Origin of the sequence: Pectobacterium versatile (genome assembly GCF_020166435.1) — a bacterium.
GTDB lineage: Bacteria > Pseudomonadota > Gammaproteobacteria > Enterobacterales > Enterobacteriaceae > Pectobacterium > Pectobacterium versatile.
Genome location: NZ_JAINZP010000008.1, coordinates 40,797 through 59,797 on the forward strand (window position 1 = coordinate 40,797; position 19,001 = coordinate 59,797).

Consider the following 19,001-nt stretch of genomic DNA (forward strand, 5'->3'; position numbering starts at 1 on the left):
GGGAACCTCATCCCCGTGTTCCCCCTAAAACTACACATTCTTGATGCAGCACATTTCTGGTTCTTGTTATCGTTACTAACGTGACACACATCCTCACTCCAGCGTGGGCATGACGAAGCTGCTGGTGTGGTGTTCCAGACGGACACTGGCAGGCCAGCGGCTGGTGACGGTTTTCATACGGGTGTAGAAGCGCACACCGTCGCTGCCATGGACGTTCAGCGGCCCAAAAATGGAGCGCTTCCAGCCGCCGAAGCTGTGGAACGCCATCGGCACCGGAATCGGTACGTTCACGCCGACCATGCCTGCCTGCACCTCTTCGCAGAACTGGCGTGCAGTCTCACCATCGCGGGTAAAAATAGCGGTGCCATTGCCGTATTCATGGTTGTTAATCAGCGTCACCGCCGTCTGGTAATCCGGCACCCGCACCACGGACAGCACCGGGCCAAAAATCTCTTCTTGATAGATCGTCATCTCCGGTGTGACATTATCGAACAGCGTCGGTCCGATAAAGTAGCCTTGCGGATGCCCCTGTACGGACAGCGTGCGACCATCGATGCGCAGCGTCGCGCCCTGCTCGACGCCACTTTGAATATAGTCGGCAATCTTCGCACGGTGCGGTGCACTGATCACCGGCCCCATTTCATTTTCCTGCCCGTCAACCAGACCTGGCCCGACGCGCATTGCTTTGATCTGTGCGCTCAGACGCTGATGCAATGCTTCCGCCGTGTCATCACCAACGGCCACCACCACCGACAGCGCCATGCAGCGCTCGCCTGCCGCGCCAAACGCCGCGCCCATGATCGCGCTGGCAGCCATGTCCATGTCGGCATCCGGCATCAGGATGCAGTGGTTTTTCGCCCCGCCCAGCGCCTGACAGCGTTTGCCATGTGCCGACGCCGTCTGATAAATGTATTCCGCCACCGGCGTCGACCCCACAAAGCTCACCGCCTGTACCCGCGGATCGGTCAGCAGGATGTCCACCGCTTCTTTGTCACCCTGAACGACGTTAAAGACGCCATCCGGCAGGCCCGCTTCTTTCAGCAGTTGCGCTAACAGCAGCGAGAGCGACGGATCTTTTTCAGAGGGCTTCAGCACAAAGGTATTGCCGGTCGCCAGCGCAATCGGGAACATCCACATGGGTACCATCGCTGGGAAGTTGAACGGCGTAATCCCGACGCACACGCCGAGCGGCTGCATGAGCGAATGGCTATCCACACCGGTGCCAACATTCGCCGAGTGTTCGCCTTTTTGCAGATGTGGAATACCACAAGCAAATTCAACGACTTCCAGACCGCGCGTCACCTCCCCCACGGCATCGGAATAGACTTTGCCGTGCTCCTGTGAAATCAGGCGGGCCAGCGTATCCATTCGTTCTTCCAGCAGCGCTTTGAAGCGAAACAGCACGCGCGCACGGCGGAGCGGAGAGTGTTTTGACCACGCAGGGAATGCCGCCGCCGCGCTGGCAATCGCTTGCTCGACTTCCGCCTTATCAGACATCACAACCTGGCGAATCTGCTCGCCCGTCGCTGGGTTATACACCGCGGCGTAGCGTTGGCTGTTGCTGGAGGCAATCGCCCCCTGAATGAAGTTAGATACGGTTTCCATGTTTACACCTTTGTGGGTTTTGAGGAGACAAACGGCTGACATCGGATTACAGTATATGAAATGAATATTCCATTTAACGTAAAAATAAAATAAATGTTGATTATTGTGATCTGCTGCGAGTTTTTATGTAAACTTGAAGACAGCCGTCCATAAAGACAGGCGAGCAGCCTCTGAAAATAGCCGTATCGATAAAAGGTGTGCCGCCAAAATGTCGTACAGATAAAACAACCGTATCCAGAAATGAATTTTCTGTTCCGTTTCAGGCGCCAGTCATGAAATCGCCCTAATGGGATAGGTTCTTATACGTCTTTGGGAGATAACCCGATATGCCCATGGCAACCAGCCTGAGAGAGTTACAGGAACAGATCCGCGAGCGTTATGATTCGCTCAGCAAGCGGTTACAGCAGGTGGCGCACTATGTGCTGGATAATACCAACAGCATCGCGTTCGATACTGTCGCGGTGATCGCCGAACGCGCTGACGTTCCCCCCTCAACGTTGATTCGCTTCGCCAACGCCTTTGATTTCAGCGGCTTCAACGAAATGAAACAGTTGTTCCGTATGAATCTGGTGGAGGAAACCGCCAGCTATACCGACCGGGCGCGGCTGTTTCGGGCGATGGAAGCTGACGCCGTGCCAGAAACGCCGCTGGATATTCTGCATGAGTTTGCCCGCTCAAACGCGCAGGCGATGCAGCAGTTGGCGGCACGCACCCCGCCAGAGGATCTGCAAAAAGCCGTCGATCTGCTGGCACAGGCTGAGACCATCTATATCGTCGGGCTACGGCGCTCGTTCAGCGTCGCCACTTACCTCACCTATGCGCTCAGCCATCTGGAAAGCAGCCCGATTCTGGTCAACGGCTTGGGAGGCATGTTTCGTGAACAACTCAGTCGAGTCAACTCACGCGACGTGGTGGTTTCCATCAGCTTCTCGCCCTATTCACAGGAAACCGTGATGGTCAGTGAGATGGCCGCGAAAGCCGGCGCGCGGCAAATTGTGATTACCGACAGTCAAATTAGCCCTCTAGCGACACTCAGCGACGTTTGCTTTGTCGTAAAGGAAGCGCAGGTTGATGCGTTCCGTTCACAGTCCGCCACGCTATGTCTGGTGCAATCGCTGATGGTATCGCTGGCCTACCGGCAGGGAAACGGGGCAGATCAGAGTGAAAAACAGCAGCGCGGCTAGTCGGAATCATTTAATCAGCAGGACTCACAGAGAGGGAGAGCCGTTTTATGCTTAAAGTGATCGCACAGGATTTTATTAAGCCTGAGTACATTGAAATCGTCATGCCGCTGTACCGCGAATTAGTAGAGAAAACCCGACAGGAGCCGCTGTGCATCTCCTATGAGCTTTTTATCAATCAGAAAGATCCGGGGCATTTTACCTTTATCGAAACCTGGCCGGATAGAGCCGCGCTGGATATTCACTGCCAGACCGAACACTTCCAGCGTCTGGTTCCGATGATCAATAGCCACCAGCGGGCCGAGTGCACCTTCCTGCTGATGGATCCGTTTGAGTGACACTGCGCCGCCTGCTGGCTATAAACCAATCTTGAGAATCATGGCGGAATCTCCCGCCGTTTCTTTATGTATTCAGGCCACTTCGGTTCGGCGGCGGCCTTTATTTTTCGCTCGGTAAAGCGCCATATCTGCCGCCTTTAACCAGTCAATATATTGACCCATCTCCGGTGAAATCTCCGCGATACCAACGCTGACAAACACCGCCAACTGCGGCGTCTGGTTCAGAAACTTCAGCGATAAGCTCTCCCGAATACGATTCACAGCGTCCAATCCGTCTCCCGCACTGGTCTGCGGTAAAATAACGGCAAATTCATCTCCGCCGAATCGCCCAATCACATCCGTTTCCCGAAAACCGGATGTCAGCTCACGCGCCAGCAGCAATATCGCCTGATCGCCGACGTTATGCCCAAAGTTATCGTTAAAGGCTTTAAAATGGTCGATATCAAACAGGACTAACGTCGCCGTGCGCTTATAGCGTTGGCAACTGTCATACTCATGTTTCAGCAGGCGCTCCCAGTGGTGACGGTTATAGAGGCTGGTCATCCCGTCATGAATACTGACTTCCATCAGCATACGTTTGTGTTCTGCCAATTTCAGCGCGGTGGTGTAAGTGACATAACCGAGAGAAATAGGGTAGACCAGCAACATCGGCAGACAGGCATAAAGCTGTAGCGGTGTCGTCTCCAGCGAGACAGGCGCGGAAAACAGCACAAGCACCAGCACACAGGCGACACACTGTAATACGATGCCCTGAACAAGCAGCTTTACCCCTCCGCCAGCCGTACAGTTCATCCCAACCATCGCCGCAATCAGGGCACTGGGCAGAAGATTCACGCCCATAAACCCTATCCAGATGCCGCCAAACACCACATCAATCAATAAATTACGCTTCTCGCACTGCATCGGGTCGCGCGACCGCAGGGACAGCGTGTAGGCAATGTGAGGCCAGATAAAGGTGTTAAGGAAGAGTAGCCCCCACAAGAGCGTTGGGATAGGCCGGGTAATCAGTACCGAGGAAATAAAGAGAGCGCACAGTATCGTACCGACAATCCGTGGAATATAGACTCGCTGGGAAAAGCGTAGCCCTGAGCGACGTACATCTACCGTCAAAAACATCGGCGGCGAGGCTGACATAACGACCCCCATTGCGGTTCACGAATAAATAGCGAGAAAAAAGAACATTATGGCTGAAAGCATGTCAGCAACAGTGAGCAATTTTTGAATTTATTTTGTTACATAACGAAACGAGCTGCTATCGTAAAAGCGAAATAGGGTAACACAAGTGCTAACACGCGGTGGTCTTACCCGTGGCTGTCTTACCCGTGGCTGTCGTTCCCTGCCGGTCATTGCCGCGAATGTACCCACCAGGATGGCCTATGTGATTAAGAGGGAGAAGGCTGTAACCGGTTGATATGAATGGTCAGAAACATGATTTCATCGGTGGTCAGTTGGCAGTTGTAGTTTTTTTCCACATATTCATAAACTTTCATCGCGCAGTTGTAGGCTCGCGGCATCAGTTCGGTAATCCCCTGATAGATGGAATCATCGCCGTGGCTCACCGTTTCCCGATTTAACAAACGCAGAGCAAAGAACGTTAAGTGCGTAATCAAACGCTGATAATTGAGAGACTGTTCATCAAAAACGACATGCAAATCGTATTTCAGAATGGTTAAAATATCTTTAATGATACTTGTGCTTTGCATCGTGCTCTGCATATCGCTGTTATTCGTCGCATTCGCCAGATGCAGCGCAATAAACCCCGCCTCATCCTCCGGTAGGTTGATATCCAGCCGGGTACGGATCAACGCCAGTGCCTCCAACCCAACGGCAAATTCATCGCGATAAAAGTGGCGAATATCCCACAGCATCAGGTTCTTGATTGTCTGCCCTTTTTTATGACGTTGAATAGCAAAATTAATATGGTCGCTTAATGCCAGAAATAGTGTGTCCTGCACATCAAGCCGCAGTGTTTTTTGCGCCAGGGTAATAATCTGCTGCGTGACAGCCAGACAATCAGGTGGAATATCTGCCAGCAGTTGTGACAGCACATCCGATATACCATCGCTTTTCTTCACGAACTGGCTTTCAATGCGCTGCAGATCGATAGGGTCACCGACTTTTTTACCAAAGCCGACACCTTTACCAATCGCCACAATTTCCCGTTGGTCATCTGCCAACACCAGCACGGCGTTATTACTCAGTATTTTTTTAATGATCATCGCCATCCTAAGAACAAAAGTGCAAAAAAGCCCGTCGTGGCACTCGGCCATGACGGGCTTGATTAAGCCTAAACCAACTGAAATCGATTAGTGCTCGGTGAGGCCATACAGCGAACTGCGGCGCTGTAGCATCTGACCACCGTCTCGCGTCAACGGTACCCAACCAACCGCGCCACGTTTCACCGTCGGTTCAGTGAACAGTAGATCAAACGGTATGGAGACATAGAAGCCTTTGGTAAAGCTCCCTTCACCATATTCCGCGGCGCTGACGTTGGTCTTGGTCGCAAAGGCACCGGCAATAATTCCGCTGTCAAAGCGGCGAGACAGATCGAGAGTTACCCCTTTGTCCCCTGCCAGATAACGACCCACGCTCACCTTCGCTACCGCACCTTCCACAAACGGCAGTTCCCAGTACGCAGTCAAATGACCCGTCACCACATCGTAATCGGCCATCCTCATGATGTCATTCCAGTCACGCTGTTTGGCATAGTTCACATCCAGCCCCAGCGCCCAGCTTTTACCAAACGGACGATACAGCACTTCAGAACCGACACCGGCATACATCATTTCCAGATAGCCGCCATAAACCTGCGTATACCAGTCCTGCGCGGGATTATCCATGCGAGTCAATTGCAGGTTGGTCAACAGCAGATCCGAAGAGGTAACGTATTCACGCACCCAGGTTCTGACGCGCGGCAGCGCTGCGCCATCCGCCGGCGGCGCTTTAAAATTGAACTTGTCATAATTATTCACCAGATTCAGCGTTGCCGTTCCGCCTACGCTCCAGTGATCGCTCAGACGGTAGTCCACGTTACCTTTCAGTGCGACCTGATACATGTAGAAAGATTCTGGGCCACCGAAAGACTGCGTCAGCGTCGGATCTAATGAATACGTCAGACGATCGGGTTCTGCGAGCAACACCTGCTGACCACGCACGTCGGATACCGGCTCTTTACGATGCGTTTCAGGATCCGGTTGACCCAATGGAACGGCAGCCTGTTTAACCTGATGGAAGGCTTTGGCATCCACTTCAGTACTGGCAATCGGTAAACGCTGGCTGCGCTGAACAAGGTGGTATTCATCAATGTTGCCAGGTACACGGTTCGCCAATACCGTCGCGGCACGCTGTGCGGCCTCTTCGCTATCACGATACTTTGTCTGATCGGCAACGATAGTGACCTGATTTTGATCGGCGTAAATATCGGCGTCTTTAAAGCCAGCCTTATCATTCAGCTCTTTCGAAACGAGCTGCCAGTTAGTGCCTTTACCATCCTGCACTGGCGCATAGACGGGTGGTGCATCGTCTAAATAGTTCGGCTTCAGGTCGTTGAAATTAGTACGTAGGGTAAAGCCCCACATCAGGGTATTGCCGCGCTGCCACGACAGTGTGGTATCCAGCACATCGCCGACGCGATAGACAGCACCAATGTTGAAAGGGGAATCATGTTTGATTTTTTCACTACGGTAACGATCAGCAAACTCTCGGCTGTAGTCATTGCCATCGTACTCGAGTTTTAAGCGTAACGGATCCCACGGCGTCTGGTACTCAATCCCCCCAAACAGCGCAGCCGAACCGTGGAAGAAATTCCCAACCTCAAATTGTCCGCCGCGACCAGAATAACCGTCACTACGTTGGCAGAAGCTGGCTTTGAATGAACACGCTGGGTTTTTAATATTGCCGCTCTCGGCCATGTTGCCCCACCCCATTCCTAGGGTGAAATCAAAAGACCCAAAACGTTTACTCGCCACCAGATATTCACTATCAAACAGCCCCGTGCCAGCAATATCGCGCAATCCCACAGAAACCTGCGGCAGCCAATAACTTTCCTGCCACAGCCTCGCTTTCACATCAAAGCCTTTATCCTTATGGGTTTGATTGCCACTAAAACCAGAGCTAAAACTATACGGTGCTGTACGAGTATCCGTATAACGTACTGAGGTTTCCAGCCAGTCAAAAAGCTGGAGGGATATGGAATAACGCCGATATTCTTCGTTATCGCGGTAATTGAGGCTAAACTCGCCCGTTTCCGCCATACGCGCCGTCGGCATCTGCAACAGGCCCGTGCCACCAAAATCAGACTGTGACACTCCCGCAGGCTGAAAGCGCGTATTGGGGTTGGTCGCAGTACGGCTGCTTTCTGTTTCAGCCGCCATCGCCTGTGCACTCAAAATGCCGCCAATCGCCAACGACAGACAGCTTAGTTTAACGTTTCTGTTCTTTGTCATTCGAGTGGAGTCCGGTTAGCAAGGTAGTCAGCAAGCTGATCGTTAAGTGATGACATATCCTGTGGCAAAACTGAGGGATTAAAACCAATAAAGAGCGTTTCGCCCGCAGCAGGTTCAACATGCTGGCGGTTCCACAGCGCCAGCGGCACTTTGCGCCACTTGCCATTGCCAGCAATCAGATAGCCGTAACTGTTATCCGCTCCCGCGAGAAGCCGACGTCCAGAGAGATAATTCTCGACCGACCATCCGGCGCGCAGCGCCACTTTCCCCGATGTCTCCAGCTCACCCACATCAGCGGCCGTATTCACCAGACCGATCAGCGACAACTTGTCATCATGAGGCGCCACATACAGTGCATATTCCCCCACCAGAGGGCGATTATTTTCTATATAGACACGTACGCGGTCAGGATCCAGATCGGTACGGATACGACCCGCAACATTAATCGGGTTAATCGTCTTTCTCAGCAGCCAGGCGGAGATCGCCAGATCGCCATCGCCTGAATTGCGCCAGCGCGTTTCCAGTTCAGCCAGCTTTTGCAGCAAGACATCCCCTTGCGCACGTACCTTCTGTGTTGTTGCAAAATCAGAAATAAATGCCGTCTGCCAATTGATATTCTGTGGCCAGGAAACCTGTTCGTAAAATTTTTCAAGACGCGTACCGTCGTCCAGTTTAACGACAGCGATTGTCTCTTGAGGCGATTTTACAGTCAGTTGCGCAGACGTCGCGACGCCGGAAACCAGCAGCAACAAGGTAGCGATACGATTGAGTGCCAACATTGCAGCCCCTTATTGTACGTAGGGTTTTAATACGGTGAATGTGGCCAATGCCATATCCGGCCCCATATACTGCTGGCTTTGAACCACACTTCCGTTAGTCGGATCGAGCCAGTAGCTATTGGTGTAAGATTCATTCAACGCGGGGACGGTCACCTGCTCATCAAAACGCAGCAGCTCACGCGGGATATCCAGAATTTTTACGGTTTCTTTGCCGCGGGCCTGAAAAACGGACGTGGTCGCGTATCCGCCTCGGAAGACCTGAGCCCATTCAACCCGGCTCTGCCATGTCATTGGCGTTGATGTCTTCAATAGGCCTAACGCCAGGGGATCGTGCTGCAGGTTATCCACATAGGTAATGTCTTCGCCGAAGCCCTGCGTTTTCACCAAGCGCCCATATTGGGTCGATACCATATTTTTATCGGCCCCGATCCATTTCAACTGATTCTGCTCGGCGAAAGCGAGCACAACAAACGCCTGTGGCGCTTTACCCACTTTCAGATAGGCCGATGCATAGGGCGTATTGGCAACCTGTTTAGCCGTCACATGGGTGTCATCCTGGCCGAAAAATGCCAGCTTGAAGGTTTTCCCCACTTGATCCACATTTTGGGAACAGCCAGTCAGCACAATCGATAAAAGAGGTATGGCAATTAGCGCTCTCACCTTTGCCATTCGTTTTATTTTTGTCATGGAATGCAGTTCTCGTTGAACAGCGTAGCCCGGAAAAAGAAAGGCCACCGAAGTGGCCTTAGAATTAAAACGAAATTAACTACGAGTACCAGTAGTTGCCGTCGTTGTTCCCGCAGGAGAGCTGTCATCGTTGCTGGAAACAGCAACTGCAACAGCAACACCGATCGCAGCAGCAGCACCGACAGCAATCAGAGCAGTAGTACCAGCAGCAAAGCCAGCACCACCAGCACCAGCGGCACCAGCAGCAGCAGCGCTGGTGGTCGTGGTGGTAGAGGTACCAGCAGCAGTGCTGCTAGAGACGCCATCAACAGCAAACGCGTTTGACGACATGGCCAGTACCGCAGCCAGCGTGATTAACGTTTTCTTCATTACGATTTCCTTTTTAACATGAAATACTTCAGGGTGGGGTACCGTCGAAAAGACCATACCCCGTCCTTCATTTCAGCCAGCACAACAGCAAACCGATTGAGTTTTGTGCCGTTACCGACCGTTACTGGGATCCTCCCAGTAATGAGTTACAGTTCAATGGCGATGAAACTATCAATGAGGAAACAACCCCTCTATGAGATAAAACCACCTCTGACAAACAACACCAGAAAGCAAACTACAACTCAATTTTTGCAACACCGTTAAAAATAGCAAGATCCCAATGTAATAAACAGCAATGATCTCGGTAAAAAAGCAGATTTCTTTAATGAAATTTACAGTATTCCAGAAAAAAAGTCATAGATATCTTAACGATATCAATCCACTGATTCATCAATACAAAAAACGCCAGATATTTCCTAATCTGGCGTTTTATTAACAAACAGCGCTATTTAAGCATAAGAAACGGCTATTCCAGCCACTCGGTATGGAATACGCCTTCTTTATCCGTACGCTTATAAGTATGTGCACCGAAATAGTCACGCTGAGCCTGAATCAGGTTAGCAGGCAACACGGCTGAACGGTAGCTGTCGTAATAAGCAATGGCCGCTGAGAACGTTGGCGTCGGGATACCTTGCTGAACCGCGTAAGATACCACGTCGCGCAGCGCTTGCTGGTATTCGTCAGCCACTTTCTTGAAATAAGGGGCCAACAGCAGGTTAGCGATATCTGCTTTCTGCTCGTACGCATCGGTGATTTTCTGCAGGAACTGTGCACGAATGATGCAGCCAGCGCGGAAAATCTTGGCGATTTCACCGTAGTTCAGATCCCAATTGTTCTCGTCTGATGCCGCTTTCAGCTGTGAGAAGCCTTGAGCATAAGAAACGATTTTACCCAGATACAACGCACGGCGCACTTTCTCAACAAACTCGGCTTTATCACCACCGAATGGCTGAGCCGTTGGGCCCGTCAGCACTTTAGAGGCCGCAACACGCTGATCTTTCAGTGAAGACAGGTAGCGGGCAAAAACGGATTCCGTGATCAGAGACAGCGGTTCACCCAGATCCAGAGAGCTTTGGCTGGTCCATTTACCGGTACCTTTATTAGCCGCTTCATCCAGAATCACGTCAACCAGATAGTTGCCTTCTTCATCTTTCTTCCTGAAGATATCGGCAGTGATCTCAATCAGGTAACTGCTTAATTCGCCTTTGTTCCACTCAGAGAACGTGGCGGCAAGCTCGTCGTTGCCCAGATCCAGTGCCTGCTTGAGCAATGCATAGGCTTCAGCAATAAGCTGCATGTCGCCGTATTCAATGCCGTTATGCACCATCTTGACATAGTGGCCTGCGCCATCAGCACCAATGTAGGTCACACAGGCTTCGCCATCAGCACGCGCGGCAATCTGTTCCAGAATCGGAGCAACCAGTTCATACGCTTCTTTCTGGCCACCCGGCATGATGGAAGGCCCTTTCAGCGCGCCCTCTTCACCACCAGATACGCCTGTACCGATGAAGTTAAACCCTTCAGCGGACAGTTCGCGGTTACGGCGAATCGTATCTTTATAGAAGGTGTTACCGCCATCGATCAGAATATCGCCCTTTTCCAGGTAAGGTTTCAGCGATTCAATCGTTTTATCGGTTGCTTCACCGGCCTTCACCATCAGCAGAATACGGCGTGGTTTTTCCAGGGATTCGACAAACTCTTCAACGGTGTAAGAAGGCACCAGTTTTTTACCCGGATTTTCCGCGATAACTTCATCAGTTTTATCGGAAGAACGGTTAAAGATGGAAACGCTATAGCCGCGGCTCTCAATGTTCAGCGCCAGATTGCGCCCCATCACCGCCATACCAACAACGCCAATTTGCTGTTTGGACATTAAAGCAACTCCTGTCTGAAGGATAACCTGCCTGCAACGGCGACAACGTCTCGCGGTGCGACCTCGCAAGCAATTTAAAAACAGGCCGACATGGTAACTCAGCTTTGCGTGAGTGGGTAGTGATTGGTTTGATAGCGAAAGCTCACCCAATCGGAACGTATGGTGGGAAAAAGAAAAAACCGCAGAACGATTCAACGATCTGCGGTTTTACAGCGAGTTATCACTCAATATTACTTTTTCAGCAGCGCCTTAATACTTTCTTTAAATTCGGCACCAAACTCAGGATTGCGCAATCCATAGGACACAAATGCTTGTGCATAACCCAATTTACGGCCGCAGTTAAAGTTCTTGCCTGACATTTGCACAGCATCAACCTGCTGAGTCGCGATCATGTCGGCAATCACATCCGTTAACTGAATACGTCCCCATGCACCAGGGACCGCTTTTTCCAGCAGTGGCCAGGCATCGGCAGTTAACACATAACGTCCGACGGCAGATAGATCAGACCCCGTTTCAGATGGTGCCTCAGGCTTTTCAATCATAGACGTAATCGCTGCGGCATCGCCGGGGTTCACCAGCGGTTTGTCACAATCGACGACAGAGTACTCAGGCAACACCTCATAAGGACGATGTTTCACCAGCACCTGACTACGCCCTGTTTCTTCAAATCGAGAGATCAGCAGCGCCAGGTTTTCCTTCGTCTGATCGGCAGTGCTTTCATCCAGCACCACATCGGGCAACACTACCACAAACGGACTATCGCCAATGATTGGGCGAGCGCAGGAGACTGCATGCCCTAACCCCAGCGTTTCCCCCTGACGAACGTTCATAATCGTCACGCCTTTCGGGCAGATTGACTGTACTTCGGCCAGCAGTTGACGCTTGGCACGTTCTTCCAGCAGAGATTCAAGCTCAAACGAGGTGTCGAAGTGGTTTTCAATTGCGTTTTTCGACGCATGCGTCACCAGAACAATTTCTTTAATCCCCGCCCTCACACACTCGTTGACGATTTTCTCAATCACCGGGCGATCAACCAATGGCAACATTTCCTTAGGAATTGCCTTGGTCACTGGTAACAAATTCATCCCTAAACCTGCTACAGGGATAATAGCTTTCAATGATGTCATGGATTGACTCTCTTCAATCTGATGGTTTTTATCTAACTATTTTGATCTGGCCGATCGTTTTCACCCAGCGAGGGTAATGCCACAACGCCACGCATGACACTAAGATTACACCTAATCAGCCACAAAGCGATCTCAGGTAGCGACTTTTTCTGATGTGCTGAAACGTCCTGTTTTAGGTAATGTAGTGGAGTGGATCAGTAATTCAGGACACTTCTAAATCCTGTTAATGTTGAACGGTTAACATGAGGTGATGAATAATCAAAACTCGTCGGATTAAACGCACATTTTCCCCAGAGTTCAAGCTCGAAGCTATCGAGCAGGTTGTTAAATACCAGCGCAATGCCCGAGAAGTTGCTCTGGCACTCGAACTCAATCCTGACCATCTGCGCAAATGGATACGGTTGTATAAACAAGAACTTCTGGGTATTGAGCCGGTTGGGAATGCCATTACACCTGAGCAACGTGAAATTCAGCAGCTTAAAGCGCAGATAAAGCGTCTTGAGATGGAAAAAGAAATACTAAAGCAGGCTGCCGTGCTGATGAGCGAAATCTCCGGAAAACTATCGCGTTAATCACACGGCTGAAAACAAAGTGGCCTTTGCTGGTTCTTTGCCATCTATTCGGTGTTCACCGCAGCGTTTATTACGCGCAACTGAAGAGTCCAATAAATGTGCAAAGAGTTGAGTTACGAAGTCGGGTAAGATCATTGCATGCTCTTAGTCGTGGTGCCGCAGGTAGCCGAACAATGAACCAGATGCTGCGACAGAGTGGGATTGATGCGGGCCGATAGCTGGCGCGACGCCTGATGCAGGAGTGCGGGCTGACAAGCAACCAACCGGTTAACCACCGTTACCAGATAAACGATGATAACAGCATGGCATTGCCAAACTTATTGAGTCGGCAGTTTAACCCTGCCGCACCAAACTGCGTCTGGTGCGGTGATATAAGTTTTATTCACGTGCAGGACAAATGGTGCTATCTCGCACTAGTTGTTGATTTATGTGCACGTCGAATTATCGGTTCAGCTCTTTCATTAACCGCCGATCCTGATTTGGTGTGCAGGGCTTTTGCGTAATACCCTGGAAACGCGACAACGTAATGGGCGGCTGTTGTTTCATTCGGATCAGGGAAGTCAGTATAAAAGCAACAAATACAGAAAGTTACTCTGGCGACATGGAGTAATGCAGAGTATGAGTCGCAGAGGAAACTGCCTAGACAATTCGCCAATGGAAAGAGTCTTTCGCAGTCTCAAAAGCGAATGGTTACCAAAAAGAGGCTATGCTGATTTTGGTGATGCGATACGTGATATCAACGACTGGATAAACCGTTATTACAATGCTTTTCGTCCTCATACAAACAATGGTGGCGTACCACCTTGCGTGTATGAAGAACAGTGGAAACAGGCTATCCCAGTGTCCCGATTTTGTGATCCACTACAGCTCCGCGCTTGAACTCTGGGGTATATTGTTGTCTTGTCATAGTGACCTCGCTTTCGTTGACTGATTTGAAAACAAGGTGGCATTAAATCAAGGACAGATCATGTAAAGGCACATTATAATCATAATCGTTCGATTACTACAAAAAATCAGGAATCATAAACTCTACTTGCATAAAATATGAATAGAATCCAATAAAAACCTGTCACCACTATAAAGAAAGGCAATTTATATTTTTTGGGTTTATATACCATGCTGTACAAGGTGGTAAAAATAAGATTTATCTGTACAAACATCAATATCCTATAAGAAAATATATAAATACCAAATATCATCATTAACATACAACTAATCGTTGTGAATATTGCACATTTGTACAAACCTTCAATAAATGCATTTTGTTTATAAGAGTCACTACTTAACAATAACAAAATGAAACTATAAAGAATTGATGCAACAAATAAACTCCGCACAAAAAGGATATACGATTCCCTACCAAGATTTCCATTCAACATGTCATCTTCAATAGAAAATAAATAATAATCGAGTTTAAAATAAATATACGCCAAGAAAGGGTCGTCCCAATCCAACTGAGAAATGACAACAATGGTTATCAAGAATAAAGAAGAAACCAAAATAATCGAACGTATATTGAATTTTATTTTAAAAAACAAAAAAAACGGCAAAATAATAAAAGCGCTAGTATGCAGCATTATTGCAAAAATTGCCGTTACTAGACATTTCAAGTTTTTTTTATCATAAAAAAACCATAACGCGAGAAATACGAAACAACTAGCAGCAAATGCACGAACTCCATTTATTGCAGATTGGTATAATATTAATATAAAAAGACAATAAAAAAATGCAGATACAGACACTGAAAACAAACGTGTTTTTCTATAGACCCAGATGATCGCTAGTGAAGGTAAAAAAGCAGAGAGAAAGAAAAATAAATAATGTTTTTTCAGACCTATCATTTTTAAAATAGCGATGAAATTAAACCACAACACTTCTATCCTGAAACCATTAACAACCTGAAGCATATCCCATGAAAACTGAGGTACTACAGCCGTGTAAATATCAACATACTCGGCAGTATCATCACCAATTGTTCTTAAGCTTAAAAAAATGCAGTATATAATAAAAATCAAGAAAAACAATTTTTCATTCTTTTTTTTCATCACAAATAAAAAAGCAAAGATAAACACGATGAGAAGAATAGCTGATAAATCGAGAATTCGGATCACACTAGGATACCTTTTCAATAATGCTAATGTAATAATTGTCTGATTTGTATTTATCCAATACATTTTCAGATAGAGCCATAAATGGTGTTTTTAAAAATTCATCAGGAATGTTCATGTCATCATCTAATATTAATATATTCCTTGAATTAAAAAAATCATAATTTTCAATTTTTTTATTATTGGTAATTAATTTTCGCCGATAAAAAACAGATTCAAGAACTCTTAATGTTAAGCCATTTTGGCCTTCACGAACTATATCTATAATATAACTTGAATTTAATACACCACTCACATTCTCCAGATAACTTACTTTCTTTCGAAAGAGTGAGTATAAAAAATCATTTTCTTCAATTATGGTAACGTCAGGCTTAATACCTTTCTCTGTTAATTTTTCAGAAAGACGTTCCAATATTTTTCGCCTTCCTTTATTCAAACCCAAAAAATAAGCTTTATTCTCATAAAAATCCGTTCCATCTTTATATACAGGCAGATATTGCCCTTTGAATTGAATATTAAAAAATTGTGCATCGAATGGATCAAATGTATACATTTCAAAACCATTCTCACGCAGCCTTTCAATTCTCGCCTTATATTCCTTATTAATTAAATTTCTGAATACAACTATTTTCCTTGGATTATTCAGTTCATTAACTAAAAATAAATAGTGTAAGACATCATCACTAAATATTAAAACAAAATCACGATTTAATTTTTTCTTCAAAATAAATTTGATAAAATTCTCAACCACATCCGAAGAAAAAAAAGACCTGATAAATTTGAAAAACATTCTTGTCATTCTTGACATTGAAATATTTTTTACATTGTAATATTTGTGCAATGAGTCAATCGTGAAACAATCATAGTCACTATACCATCCCCAAAATCTAATTATCTTCATTATAGCACCTTAAAATCTGGAGATATGGTAATTAGCAATGGAAATAATTGTGATGAAATTGGTTTTTCGTTTTGGATTATATCCATAATTTCACCTAAATCGATGGCATTTGGTAATCTGGAAAACTCCATTTTTGTATAAGGTGTTTTAAGAATGAAAAAAGGGAAACATGAAAGATAAAAATCCAAAAATATACCACTCTCAGACAAAATTGCAACTTTTGAGTTTTCCATACCCTGTTTTATCGAATCAATAAAAGTCACATTATTGATGTATGAATAGTCATCCAAATCATCAGGATGTTTTTTAACAAAAACATTGAATTCTGTTTGTAACGCTATTTCTTCAGCAAGAGTGAGCAAATATTTATTTCCCAAAGCATTGTGCCTCCCATTAAGGAGTATAAATATACCACTACCTTTTTCAGAAATTAATTCAGCTTTTTTAAAACACCCAAAAGGAATCAACCTTTTTCGTTCAACACCACAGTCAACAAGGTTGTCTACAGATGTATTCCCCCAACAAAGCATAAAATCGGAGACAAAATTCAAATACACCTCTTGGTTTATAGACCCTGGAGAAAAAGTATAATAACCGTGTTGTAAGGTATATGTATGACACTCAAAGTATTTTTTACAAAGTTGAGAAATAAGATTATCTTCCGGATGAGCATCACAAAAAGTCACTATTTTTTTGTTTTTTAAATTCAATTTACTTATTTTTTTGTATAAATCATAAAGTTGAGATAATTGAATCAGGTATTTTAAATCATATCCACGTTTAACATTCAAGCATATAAACCATATCTTAGAAAAAAAATCATGTAAACAAAAATAATATTTTAAAGAACACTCTACGGTAGGGCGTTGATTCTTAGATGCTGCTATAAAATCATACATATAATCCTCATAATCTTTTCTTCCTTTCAAAAAGGTAGTGTTAAAAATTATGAAATCGGTCTTATCCATTTCAGAAATGTTTAATTTATATGAAAAAAACAAAGAATATACTAATCTCTTAATATTATATTTCATATAAGATCTACATTTTAACACATAAGATAACTGCAATTGAAAAAATGAACTGTGCATAATGATAGCTTAATATTTTTAGTTTATAACATTACCTTACCAAAATAGCATATTATTTCGGTAATGCCTCATATTGGTTAAATTCAACGTATAATGCTCGTTTTTGAGATTCTCTATTACATTCGTTAATGTTTATAGGTCCCCCTGTCGGTCTACTCTGGTTTATCACCATAGTCAAAGTCCTAAAGGACACTCCAAATTTCGCGATCACTATTGCCATCGTGTATTTCAGCTCACCTATCATTATAAAGCGTGAAAATTCGGCAACGCTGGTTCTTGTGTGAGTACAACACGAAAAATGCTGGCGTATTGGTCTATACCTTTGACCTACGAACGAGTGAAACCTGTCGTAACCTGTTGACGCTGCAGCCTTTTTTAATATCGGTATGGCAATAACTGGGACAGCTATGCCAGAGAAATATCGAAGGAGAAGCATTTGACTGGGAAGATATTTACTCAGCGTATGAACGTAACAACCTGATGCTGAGGATTCGTATCAAGCGACTGTGGCATGTAAAAATCTCTGTTTTTCGCACACAGTTGAATACCATGAAAAAATCATCAGCACCGTGATGGAAAAGCACATGTTCTAATAATTAGAATTATTTCTCTTATTTAAAAGCTATTTAGTATTCCCTAGAAAATTAATATAAACGTTCATATGATGAAGAAATCACTTTCCAAGTGTATCGCTCTAGCGCAATAATTTGCATATTAGCAGCATTTTTTTTCAAATCTCTTTGATGTGTATTTCTAATTAACTCAATAAGCTGTGAAGAATTTTTAAAATAATGTGCTTTATCCTCAGTGCTATATCGATTAAAAACACAATCATAGGCGAATACAGGTACAGAAAAATGCATCACTTCGACCAAAGAAGGATTTGTTCCCCCAGCTGAATGTCCATGTATATATATATCACATCCACTACGCAGTTTATGAAGTTCATCGAGATCGTAAATTGGGTCAATTAGCTCTATATTAATATATTTACTGTATTTCTCTTTGAGTTCACGGCCATATGTACTAGACATCCAGTTACCGATAAATTTGATCTTATGACTTATTCGACAAAATGATTCTAATATCATACCCACATTGTTTTCAGGTTCAATGCGACAAATACCTAAAGCATAGTTTTCAGCCGCTTGACAAAAAGGCAAAGAATCTACATTACGAAAGGCATGATCTCCACCGTATGCAATAGTAACAGATGAAGTACCATACTCTTCCTTTACATAGTCACCAATAGCCTGGTTATCTGTCACAATTACGTGAGAATATTTAACAGAAAAATACTCTGATAATTTCAGAAATTTTTTCCCCCAATAATTCCATTTATCCCGTTTCCATTCTAGCCCATCGATATTAGTGATTATTTTTGATCTTGATAAAAATCTGAAAAAAGGAAGGAAAATCCCTCCAGATATACCTAAAATTAAAACGACATCAGGCTTAAAAAAAAGACATTTGATAAGAGATAATATATCATAAAAAATGCTCTGCACTCCATTAGCATTCAGAGGTAAATAAATTAACTTAGCGCCATTATGCGATGACATTTTGTATTTATAATTTTTTTTAGAACAAAAAACATAGTACCTATATTTTCCATTTTTATACAATGTCAAATTTTCTACAAGAGATTCAAATCCGCCATAACAAGCAGGAATACCAACAGTTCCAACCACCGCAATTTTCTTCACTACTTAACTCCAATATTTTTCTTATCTGGCGTTTTAACAATTATGTATTTTTCACAATATCAATATCAATATCAATATCAATATCAATATCAATATCACGAAATTCAAAAAATTATTTTTATAACGACCTATTGTTCCGGAAAAAATTATTTTCATTTGGATGAGATCGATTTTTTATAGGTATAGACCCTAAATAATTCAAGTTTCAGGATAAACATT

At 45.4% G+C, this 19,001-nt stretch carries 15 protein-coding genes and 2 pseudogenes; 4 read left to right on the plus strand and 13 right to left on the minus strand.

The genetic code is table 11. From position 1 onward, the window contains the following. Positions 1 to 93: 93 nt before the first annotated feature. A complete protein-coding gene (locus tag K7X24_RS11405; protein ID WP_103860297.1) occupies positions 94 to 1,605 on the minus strand; it encodes a CoA-acylating methylmalonate-semialdehyde dehydrogenase in 1,512 nt (503 codons plus the stop codon). A gap of 326 nt (positions 1,606 to 1,931) precedes the next feature. Between K7X24_RS11405 and K7X24_RS11410 the strand changes: the two genes are divergently transcribed. Continuing rightward, positions 1,932 to 2,789: a MurR/RpiR family transcriptional regulator gene (locus K7X24_RS11410; RefSeq protein ID WP_010296832.1), complete on the plus strand. Its 858-nt coding sequence runs from the start codon at positions 1,932 to 1,934 to the stop codon at positions 2,787 to 2,789. A gap of 47 nt (positions 2,790 to 2,836) precedes the next feature. Beyond that, the gene (locus tag K7X24_RS11415) at positions 2,837 to 3,124 is read left to right on the plus strand and encodes a putative quinol monooxygenase (protein WP_109225982.1); all 288 of its coding nucleotides are present in this window, start codon (positions 2,837 to 2,839) and stop codon (positions 3,122 to 3,124) included. A 72-nt stretch (positions 3,125 to 3,196) separates the two neighbouring features. Here K7X24_RS11415 and adrA read toward each other — a convergent pair whose 3' ends face one another. The 8 genes from adrA to K7X24_RS11455 all read right to left on the minus strand — a co-directional run bounded on the left by adrA (position 3,197) and on the right by K7X24_RS11455 (position 12,404). Next, the gene (gene adrA, locus K7X24_RS11420) at positions 3,197 to 4,258 is read right to left on the minus strand and encodes a diguanylate cyclase AdrA (protein WP_224554999.1); all 1,062 of its coding nucleotides are present in this window, start codon (positions 4,256 to 4,258) and stop codon (positions 3,197 to 3,199) included. A gap of 248 nt (positions 4,259 to 4,506) precedes the next feature. After that, positions 4,507 to 5,343 (minus strand): BglG family transcription antiterminator LicT, encoded by an 837-nt coding sequence (licT, locus tag K7X24_RS11425; RefSeq protein WP_224555001.1) that lies wholly within the window; start codon positions 5,341 to 5,343, stop codon positions 4,507 to 4,509. A gap of 87 nt (positions 5,344 to 5,430) precedes the next feature. Continuing rightward, positions 5,431 to 7,569, minus strand: a complete 2,139-nt coding sequence (locus K7X24_RS11430; protein ID WP_224555003.1) for a YjbH domain-containing protein — start codon at positions 7,567 to 7,569, stop codon at positions 5,431 to 5,433. Further along, positions 7,566 to 8,348: a capsule biosynthesis GfcC family protein gene (locus K7X24_RS11435; RefSeq protein ID WP_039506667.1), complete on the minus strand. Its 783-nt coding sequence runs from the start codon at positions 8,346 to 8,348 to the stop codon at positions 7,566 to 7,568. Before K7X24_RS11435 ends, K7X24_RS11430 begins: the two co-directional genes overlap by 4 nt. A gap of 9 nt (positions 8,349 to 8,357) precedes the next feature. Next, entirely contained in the window at positions 8,358 to 9,035 is a 678-nt protein-coding gene (locus K7X24_RS11440) for a YjbF family lipoprotein (RefSeq protein ID WP_224555005.1), read from the minus strand. 75 nt (positions 9,036 to 9,110) lie between these two features. Next, the gene (locus K7X24_RS11445; protein WP_010296810.1) at positions 9,111 to 9,404 is read right to left on the minus strand and encodes a hypothetical protein; all 294 of its coding nucleotides are present in this window, start codon (positions 9,402 to 9,404) and stop codon (positions 9,111 to 9,113) included. A 466-nt stretch (positions 9,405 to 9,870) separates the two neighbouring features. Then, positions 9,871 to 11,277, minus strand: a complete 1,407-nt coding sequence (gene gndA / locus K7X24_RS11450) for an NADP-dependent phosphogluconate dehydrogenase (RefSeq protein ID WP_039492568.1) — start codon at positions 11,275 to 11,277, stop codon at positions 9,871 to 9,873. Between the two features lie 230 nt (positions 11,278 to 11,507). After that, positions 11,508 to 12,404 (minus strand): sugar phosphate nucleotidyltransferase, encoded by an 897-nt coding sequence (locus K7X24_RS11455; RefSeq protein ID WP_014914740.1) that lies wholly within the window; start codon positions 12,402 to 12,404, stop codon positions 11,508 to 11,510. 254 nt (positions 12,405 to 12,658) lie between these two features. Here K7X24_RS11455 and K7X24_RS11460 point away from each other — a divergent pair. Continuing rightward, positions 12,659 to 13,855: pseudogene (locus K7X24_RS11460) on the plus strand (IS3 family transposase). A 134-nt stretch (positions 13,856 to 13,989) separates the two neighbouring features. On the opposite strand, the gene K7X24_RS11465 reads toward K7X24_RS11460, so the two are convergent. From K7X24_RS11465 to K7X24_RS11475, 3 genes are read right to left on the minus strand one after another with little or no spacing between them, the layout of a single operon-like run. Next, positions 13,990 to 15,087, minus strand: coding sequence for an EpsG family protein (locus K7X24_RS11465; RefSeq protein ID WP_224555007.1), 1,098 nt, complete (start codon positions 15,085 to 15,087; stop codon positions 13,990 to 13,992). Position 15,088: 1 nt separating this feature from the next. Next, the gene (locus K7X24_RS11470; RefSeq protein WP_224555009.1) at positions 15,089 to 15,985 is read right to left on the minus strand and encodes a lysine N(6)-hydroxylase/L-ornithine N(5)-oxygenase family protein; all 897 of its coding nucleotides are present in this window, start codon (positions 15,983 to 15,985) and stop codon (positions 15,089 to 15,091) included. Beyond that, the gene (locus tag K7X24_RS11475; protein ID WP_224555011.1) at positions 15,985 to 17,019 is read right to left on the minus strand and encodes a hypothetical protein; all 1,035 of its coding nucleotides are present in this window, start codon (positions 17,017 to 17,019) and stop codon (positions 15,985 to 15,987) included. The genes K7X24_RS11470 and K7X24_RS11475 overlap by 1 nt, the downstream gene beginning before the upstream one ends. Positions 17,020 to 17,191: 172 nt before the next feature. Between K7X24_RS11475 and K7X24_RS11480 the strand changes: the two are divergent. Beyond that, positions 17,192 to 17,669 (plus strand): annotated as a pseudogene (locus K7X24_RS11480) (IS1 family transposase). A gap of 51 nt (positions 17,670 to 17,720) precedes the next feature. Here the strand turns inward: K7X24_RS11480 and K7X24_RS11485 are convergent. Continuing rightward, positions 17,721 to 18,782 carry a DUF1972 domain-containing protein gene (locus tag K7X24_RS11485; protein ID WP_165707542.1) on the minus strand — a complete coding sequence of 354 codons (1,062 nt, stop codon included), beginning with the start codon at positions 18,780 to 18,782 and terminating at the stop codon, positions 17,721 to 17,723. Positions 18,783 to 19,001: the final 219 nt, after the last annotated feature.